Below are 7,839 nucleotides of genomic sequence, written 5' to 3' on the forward strand. Positions count from 1 at the left end.
CGTTTCCCGAAATGTCCGGCGCGGTTCGGGCGCGCGGAGGGAGCGCAGGCCGCGCAGGGCCCGCGCCCCAGGGTCACCTTTTCGGGTAATGCGCCACCGCTGACCGCGAGCCGCCCGACCGCGAGCCGCCCGATCGCGGGTCGCCCGACCGCTGGCCAGGTGACCCGCGGTCGCCGACGGCGAGTGCGCCCCACAAGGGCCACCCGCACCCGACCACGAAAGTGTCACGGGTGGTGCGGGTGGGAAAACAATTCGACGCTCACGCCGGCCGGGACCGCAGTCCCTCCAGCAGGATGTCCAGCAGCCGGGCCGAAGCCGCCGCCTGCTGCGCAGCATCCGGCAGGGACGGCGCCGCCGTGGCGATCACCAGCAGCACGTCGGCCACGGACACGTCCGCCCGCAGCTCACCCGCCGCCCGCGCCCGCTCCACCAGCTGCCCCACGACCTCGAGCAGCGCAGCCGCCCCCGCGTCGTCCTCGGCCGGAACGGCCACCGCACCCTCGGAAACCAGCCGCAGCTCACCCGCGCCGGGCTGCGACCGCTGCTGCGGCACCCGCGCCTCGTCGAACACCGTGCCGTCGGCCCGCTCGTCGGCCACGCCGACCCGCAGCACCTGAGGCGGCAGCAGCCGCCCCGCGCCCGAGGCCACCGAGGTCCGCAGGAAGCGCGAGAGCGCCGACCACGGCTCGTCCTCCTGGCCGAGCGCCGCCCGGGCCTGGTCGGTCAGCCGGGAGGTCTCCTCCTCGGCTATCCGCCGCACCAGGACGTCCTTGCTCGGGAACCGCCGGTACACGGTCCCCACACCCACCCGGGCCCGCCGCGCCACGTCCTCCATCGGCGCGCCGTACCCCAGCTCGCCGAAGACCTCGCGCGCCGCGCGCAGTACGTGCTCCAGATTGCGCTGTGCGTCTACGCGCAGCGGCGTCGTACGCGAGGCGTCCCCGCGTCCGTTCCCCGCCGCCGCGCTCACCATGCCGCCCGCTGTCAGTGATGACGCGGACGACCAATGAGAGTCCTGAACATGCATAAGCGTTCCCCCGGTAATGACGTCTCCCCCCGGAGACTCTCCCCGCCATTGGTAGCCGGGGCGTGCGGAGAACCCTGGATCCCGAGGCCCGCCCGTCGCGGACTTCGAACCCGATGAGCGCATCCCCCTACACCCCGTCGACACACGAACATAGTTGAGAGGGAGTCAATTCAGAAGGGGCAGGTTCCGCACGGAGCGCCCCCCGATCGGAGTACGGGTCGTTTACGTCCCGATTGCGCCACCTCCGTACACCCGGCGCACACCCACTGACCTGCAATCCTTCTCAGCACTCCGGCAATTCGGCCAACTCCGGAGATCCCCGGCCCGCGGTCACACAAATTGTCGGGGCTGTGGACAAACTCAAGCGCTGGGTGCGTCATGGGATGGTGAAGGAACGTGCGCGCATTCTCGTTGTCGGCGGCGGCTACGTCGGGATGTACACGGCCCTGCGCCTGCAGCGGAAGTTGAAACAGGAACTCGGGCGGGGCGAGGTCGAGGTCACCGTCGTCACTCCGGACCCGTACATGACTTATCAGCCGTTCCTTCCCGAAGCGGCGGCCGGCGCCATTTCCCCCCGCCATGTCGTCGTACCGCTGCGCCGCGTCCTCGACCGGTGCCGGGTCGTCATCGGCGAGGTCACCTCGATCGACCACGCCAAGCGCACCGCGACCCTCACCACCCTCGCCACCGAGGAGGAGGGCGCCGGCCCGGAGCAGATGTCGTACGACGAACTCGTCCTCGCGCCGGGCTCGATCTCGCGCACGCTGCCGATCCCCGGACTCGCCGACCACGGCATCGGTTTCAAGTCGGTCGAGGAAGCCATCGGGCTGCGCAACCACGTCATCGAGCAGATGGACATCGCCTCCTCCACCCGCGACCCCGCGATCCGCGACGCGGCCCTCACCTTCGTCTTCGTCGGCGGCGGGTTCGCCGGCGTGGAGGCGCTCGGCGAGCTGGAGGACATGGCCCGGTACGCCGCGCGGTACTACCACAACGTCCAGCCCGAGGACATGAAGTGGATCCTCGTCGAGGCCTCGGACCGGATCCTGCCCGAGGTCGGCGCCGAGATGGGCCGCTACACGGTCACCGAACTGCGCCGCCGCAACATCGACGTACGCCTCGAAACCCGCCTGGAATCGTGCACGGACCGGGTCGCCGCGCTCAGCGACGGAGCCCGCTTCCCGACCCGTACGGTCGTGTGGACGGCCGGCGTCAAACCGCATCCGGTCCTCGCCGCCTCGGACCTCCCGCTCACCGCGCGAGGACGGCTGAAATGCACCCCCCAGCTGACGGTCGACGGCGCCACGCACGCGTGGGCGGCGGGAGACGCGGCCGCCGTCCCGGACGTCACCGCCACCGAGCCCGGCGCGGAGACCGCCCCCAACGCCCAGCACGCGGTGCGCCAGGCCCGGGTCCTCGGCGACAACATCGCGCACGCGCTCAGGGGCGAGCCGCTGGAGACGTACTCCCACAAGTACGTCGGCTCGGTCGCCTCCCTCGGCCTCCACAAGGGCGTCGCGCACGTCTACGGGCGCAAGCTGAAGGGCTACCCTGCGTGGTTCATGCACCGCGTCTACCACCTCAGCAGGGTGCCCACCTTCAACCGCAAGGCCCGGGTCCTGGCCGAATGGACCCTCTCCGGGCTCTTCAAGCGGGAGATCGTGTCGCTCGGCTCGCTGGAACATCCTCGTGCGGAGTTCGAACTCGCGGCCGGTGGAAAGCCTCCTACCGACCCGAAGTCCGACCCGAACACAGACCCGAAGGGGTCTTCCTGACCGGACCCAGGAACTCCGCGGACCGGCCGGGCGTCTGACGGATGTCGCCCCGGTAGGCCACACTGCCAGACTGACCCCGCCCCAGGGCGAGCACCCGCCCGCCCGCCGACCCAGAGGCTTTCCCCACCGTGCTGCATCCCGGGGGTGTCACCACCCCCAGCCGGCCGAAGACGCCGAAGACGACGACACGAGGCAAGGATTCGTGAACTTCACGCGCTGGAGCGCCCGGCTCCCCGGAACTCAGCGCCGCGCCGCAGCGCGGACCGACCACACGGTCACCCCCGACCGGCCGCCCGAAACCGCGAGCTCGGTCCCCGCCGCCCGCGCCGAACAGCTCACCGACGAGGCCCCGCCCGTCCCCGCCGTCGACGACCTGCCCGTCCGCGAGGTCCTGGACCGCGTCCCGGCCCTGGTCGCCCTCGTCCACGGCCCCGACCACCGGGTCGCCTACGTCAACGACGCCTATACGACGGCCTTCGGCGCCCGCCCGCTCGGCGAGCCCACCCGCGACTCCCTCCCGGAGCTCCACGAACTGGGCCTGCTCCCCCTCCTCGACCAGGTCCTGCGCAGCCGCAAGCCCCGCACCCTCAAGTCCCGCAAGGCCCCCGACGGCCGCTCCTACACCTTCACCTGCACCCCGGTCACCGAAGGCGACCACGCGGGCGTGCTCGTCTTCGCCACCGACGTCACCGACCACGCCGAGGCAGCCGAGCGCCTGCGCGCCAGCGAGCGCCGCCAGCGCGAGACCGCCGTAACCCTCCAGCGCTCCCTGCTCCCGCAGGAGCTGGAAGAACCCGACGACCTGCGCCTGGCCGCCACCTACCAGCCCGGGGGCAACGAAGCGGCGGTCGGCGGCGACTGGTACGACGTCATCACCCTCGGCGGCGGCCGCACCGCCCTCGTCATCGGCGACGTCATGGGCCGAGGGGTGCGCGCGGCGGCCGTCATGGGCCAGCTCCGCACCGCGGTCCGCGCGTACGCCCGTCTCGACCTACCCCCGCACGAGGTGCTCCAGCTCCTCGACGGCCTCGCCGCCGAGATCGACGCCAACCAGATCGCCACGTGCGTGTACGCCATCCACGACCCGAACGAGGGCCGGCTGGTATACGCCTCCGCCGGCCACCTCCCGATCCTGGTCCGTGACGAGAGCGGCGCCGTCCAGCGCGCGGACGAGCCGACCGGCCCGCCGCTCGGCACCGGAGGCTGGATGCACGCGTCCGGCTCCATCGCCCTCGGCCCCGGCTCCACCGCCGTGCTCTACACCGACGGCCTGGTGGAGCGCCGGGACGAGGACCTGGACGAGGGCATCGCCGCCCTGGAGCGCGCCCTGTCCGGCGCGACCGGCACCCCCCAGGTCGTCTGCGACCGCCTGGTCCGCTCGGCCGGCGTCACCGCGGACCACGACGACGACGTGGCCGTCCTCGTCCTGCAGCACCCCTCCCGCACGGGCCCCGACAGCGACCTGTTCCGCAACGCCGCCCTGGAGCTCCTCGGCGGCATCGAAGCGGCCCCACGCGCGCGTGCCTTCGCGTCCGGCGTCCTGACCAGCTGGCGCTTCCCGACGGACCTGCACGACCTGGGCGTCCTCGCGGCCAGCGAACTGGTCGCCAACTCCCTCCAGCACGGCACGCCACCCATGCGGCTGCGCCTGCGCCGCACCGACCGCCGCCTGATCATCGAGGTCACCGACGGCGACGACCACCTCCCGCGCCGCCGCCGCGCCGAACCGGGCGACGAGTCGGGCCGGGGCATCGCGATCGTCGCGACGATCGCCTCCAACTGGGGTTCCCGCCGCACCCCCGGCGGCGGCAAGGCGGTCTGGTGCGAATTCGTCCTGCCGAAAGGCTCGCCCTGACAGATCCCCGGTGCTATCAGCTCTGCATGGCAGACGAACCGGGTTTCCAGCTGACCGACACCGCCGCCGACCGCTACGAGCACTATGTCGCGCCCGTCATGGCGCCCTTCGTCACCGCGATCCTGGACGCCGTCGACCTCTACCCGGGCGCGACCGTCCTCGACCTGGCCTGCGGCACCGGCTTCGCGGCCCGCGCGGCCGCCGCCCAGGTCGGCCCCACAGGCAGGGTCTTCGGCGCGGACGTGAACGAGGGAATGCTCAGGGTGGCCAAGGCCCACCACCCCCGCCACTACCCCGACATCGAGTTCACGACCGCCCCCGCCGACCGACTCCCCTACCCCGACGCCCACTTCGACGCGGTCGTCTGCCAACAAGGCGCCCAGTTCTTCCCCGACCTCGAAGCGGCCCTGACGGAAACGGCCCGCGTCACCCGCCCCGGCGGCCGCTTCGCGGCCACGACCTGGTCGCCCACGGCCCTCACCAGCCCGTACATGTCCGCCCAACACAAGATCATCAAGGAGTACGGCGGCCAACAGGCGGCCGCCTCCTTCGCCGCCGCCTTCTCCTGCACCCCCGACCGCCTCACCACGGCCCTCCACACGGCCGGCTTCCAGGAGGCCAAGGCCCACGAACTCGCCTTCGGCATCACCCTCCCCCCACTCACCGAGTTCGCCCCCGGCCACCTCTCGGTCCTGCCCTGGGCCCAGCAGATCCTCGAAGCCGAGGGCCCGACAGCCCTGACGGAAGCAGGCCGCACCCTCGCCACCCGCCTCACCCCCCACGCCCCGACCTTCACCTTCACAGCGATCCTGGCGACAGCCACCCGCTGACACACGAAGGCGGCCGCCACCCGAAGGTGACGGCCGCCCCAGCGCATCTCACGCCTCCGCAACCACCGGCTCCGCAGCCGCCCCACCACGAGCAACCACCCGACTCCGCCCGACCCACGGCCGATCCTGTACGGCGGTCAGCTGCCGCCCCAGCCGCAGCGCGAGGAAGGTGATCCCGAGCGAGAACAGCAGGAACGTCACGATGTACGGCGCGTGCAGCGAGGCCCCCATCGGCCCGCCGACCGCCGGCCCGACAGCCAGCGCGAGCTGCTTCACCAGCGCGAAGGCGGAGTTGTACTGCCCCGCCAACCCGCTCGGCGCCAGATCGGCCACCAGCGGGGCCACGGTCGGCGACAACATCGCCTCACCAAGCCCGAACAGGGCGTACGTCGACACGAAGGCCGCCGTCGCCATCTCCTGGCTGCCGTGCCCGAGCCCGGCGTACCCGGCCGCGACCCAGGCCACGGCCCAGATCAGCCCCACACCGGCGATGACCCGCGAGCGCCGCCGCCGCTCGACGAACCGCAGCACGGCAAACTGCGCGACGACGATCATCAGCGTGTTGGCGGCCAGCGCGGACCCCAGCGCGGACGTCGAGATGCCCGCGGCCTCGACGCCGTAGGCGCTCAGCCCCGACTCGAACTGCCCGTAGCAGGCGAAGAACAGCACGAAGCCCAGCACGGACAGCTGCACCATGGCCCGGTTGCCGAGCAGCTGCTTCCAACCACTCCTCCCCGACTGTGCGGGGGCGCTCCCGATGCGCGGCGAGTGCGGCATCCGCACCGTCGCCATCACACCCACGAGCAGCAGGAACATCGCCGCCTCGATGGAGAACAGCAGGGTGAAGGAGTCTACGCGCGTAGCGTCGACGAGATGCCCGCCGATGAGCCCGCCGACGCCGAGCCCCAGGTTCTGCAGGAAGAACTGCGTCGCGAAGGCACGCGAGCGGGTGTCCGCGGTCGAGCAGTCGACGATCATCGTCGCCAGCGCCGGCTGCATCACGGCCTGCCCGGCCCCGAGCGCCGCCGCGGCCAGCAGTACGGCCGTCGCGTTCCCCGCGAGCCCCAGGCTCAGCGCTCCGACGGCGGCGGTGACCAGGGCGGCGAGCAGGACCGGCAGCGGACCGCGCCGGACGATGGCCCGCCCGGCGAACGGCAGCACGACCAGCGCGGCCACGGCGAAGACGGCGAGGACGAGCCCCGCCGTCATGGCCCCCAGCCCTCGCACCTGCGCCACATAGACGTACAGGTACGGGACGGTGAAGCCGAGCCCGAACGCGCTGAGTGCGTTTCCCACGTGGATCCGGCGCATCGCTGCGCCCATCGCCCTGGTCACGTTCACCTACTAACTAGTTAGATCTGAAGAGTTCGAAGCTAAAGAGTACATAGTCAAGGACTTCAAGGCAAAGGGGCTGCGTGCGATACTGCGCGCATGGCCGACACAGCCGGCGTCCCCGAGCCGACCCTCGACGAGCAGATCGCCGCGTACCAGCGCGAGTTCCGGGACCTCGATCCCCAGGTCGAGCAGATCGTCTCGGCGCTGTCCCGCCTGAACCGCCGGATGAACGTCGCCTACGGCCGCCAGACCTCCGCGCTCGGGATCAGCAACGCCGAGTGGGAGGTCCTCAAGGCCCTCGTCCTCTCCGGCGCTCCCTACCGCCTGGGCCCGAGCGACCTCGCCAAGCGCCTCGGCCTGACGCCGGCCGCGATGACCCACCGGATCGACCGCATGGTCACCGAGGGGCTGGTGACGAGGGAGCGCGACGAGAACAACCGCGTCCGCGTGATCGTCGAGCTGACCGCCGAGGGCCGCGAGAAGTGGCTGGAGGCGATGCGTATGGCCACGGTCTTCGAGGAGGACCTCCTCCAGGACCTCTCGGCGGATGAGCGCACCACCCTCGGCGCCGTCCTCACCCGCCTGTTGCGTAGGGTGGAGCACGCACAGCCGGACGCGGGCGGACGCCTCAGCGACCTGGACTAGGACCCGGACGAAAAGATCTTGACAAGGGGTGCTTGACAGGCCCCTCCGGGATCCGTAGAGTTCTTCGGGTTGCCACGGAGCCGTAACGGTTCTCCGGCAGCACCTCCCGCCGCGTCAGCGGCACACAAACCATCAGCACGATCTCCCAACCGGGTCGATTTCGGCATGCCCGAATTCAATTCGAATTGGAGCTCGGCGGCCCGATTGGGAATCGCCGAGAGGATCCGCTAAGGTTTGAGACGTCGGAACGGCCCAACGGCCGGGAAGGCAGCCCCCTCTGACTGGGAATCAGACGCCGAAAGGATCTGATAGAGTCGGAAACGCAAGACCGAAGGGAAGCCCGGAGGAAAGCCCGAGAGGGTGAGTACAAAG

The 7,839-nt window shown here is 71.4% G+C and carries 6 protein-coding genes; 4 read left to right on the forward strand and 2 right to left on the reverse strand.

The features are described from left to right. Nucleotides 1–259: 259 nt before the first annotated feature. Entirely contained in the window at nt 260–1,027 is a 768-nt protein-coding gene (locus ABZ848_RS24710; RefSeq protein ID WP_360835182.1) for a helix-turn-helix domain-containing protein, read from the reverse strand. Between the two features lie 383 nt (nt 1,028–1,410). On the opposite strand from ABZ848_RS24710, the gene ABZ848_RS24715 reads away from it, so the two are divergent. The 3 genes from ABZ848_RS24715 (at nt 1,411) to ABZ848_RS24725 (ending at nt 5,487) form a co-directional block, all read left to right on the forward strand. Continuing rightward, nucleotides 1,411–2,802: an NAD(P)/FAD-dependent oxidoreductase gene (locus ABZ848_RS24715; RefSeq protein WP_360835184.1), complete on the forward strand. Its 1,392-nt coding sequence runs from the start codon at nt 1,411–1,413 to the stop codon at nt 2,800–2,802. Between the two features lie 202 nt (nt 2,803–3,004). Next, a complete protein-coding gene (locus ABZ848_RS24720; RefSeq protein WP_360835186.1) occupies nt 3,005–4,657 on the forward strand; it encodes a SpoIIE family protein phosphatase in 1,653 nt (550 codons plus the stop codon). Between the two features lie 26 nt (nt 4,658–4,683). Then, entirely contained in the window at nt 4,684–5,487 is an 804-nt protein-coding gene (locus ABZ848_RS24725; RefSeq protein WP_360835188.1) for a methyltransferase domain-containing protein, read from the forward strand. A gap of 48 nt (nt 5,488–5,535) precedes the next feature. On the opposite strand, the gene ABZ848_RS24730 is transcribed toward ABZ848_RS24725, so the two are convergent. Beyond that, nucleotides 5,536–6,810 carry an MFS transporter gene (locus ABZ848_RS24730; protein WP_360835228.1) on the reverse strand — a complete coding sequence of 425 codons (1,275 nt, stop codon included), beginning with the start codon at nt 6,808–6,810 and terminating at the stop codon, nt 5,536–5,538. Between the two features lie 108 nt (nt 6,811–6,918). Between ABZ848_RS24730 and ABZ848_RS24735 the strand changes: the two genes are divergently transcribed. Then, nucleotides 6,919–7,467, forward strand: coding sequence for a MarR family transcriptional regulator (locus ABZ848_RS24735; RefSeq protein ID WP_360835190.1), 549 nt, complete (start codon nt 6,919–6,921; stop codon nt 7,465–7,467). Nucleotides 7,468–7,839: the final 372 nt, after the last annotated feature.

Source organism: Streptomyces sp. NPDC047081 (assembly GCF_040643775.1).
In the GTDB taxonomy this organism is placed as follows: Bacteria; Actinomycetota; Actinomycetes; order Streptomycetales; family Streptomycetaceae; genus Streptomyces.

Coding starts and splice junctions, on each gene's coding strand:
- ABZ848_RS24730 (WP_360835228.1), bottom strand. CDS start 6,810: ATGGGCGCAGCGATGCGCCGGATCCACGTGGGAAACGCACTCAGCGCG.
- ABZ848_RS24735 (WP_360835190.1), top strand. CDS start 6,919: ATGGCCGACACAGCCGGCGTCCCCGAGCCGACCCTCGACGAGCAGATC.
- ABZ848_RS24725 (WP_360835188.1), top strand. CDS start 4,684: ATGGCAGACGAACCGGGTTTCCAGCTGACCGACACCGCCGCCGACCGC.
- ABZ848_RS24715 (WP_360835184.1), top strand. CDS start 1,411: ATGGTGAAGGAACGTGCGCGCATTCTCGTTGTCGGCGGCGGCTACGTC.
- ABZ848_RS24710 (WP_360835182.1), bottom strand. CDS start 1,027: ATGCATGTTCAGGACTCTCATTGGTCGTCCGCGTCATCACTGACAGCG.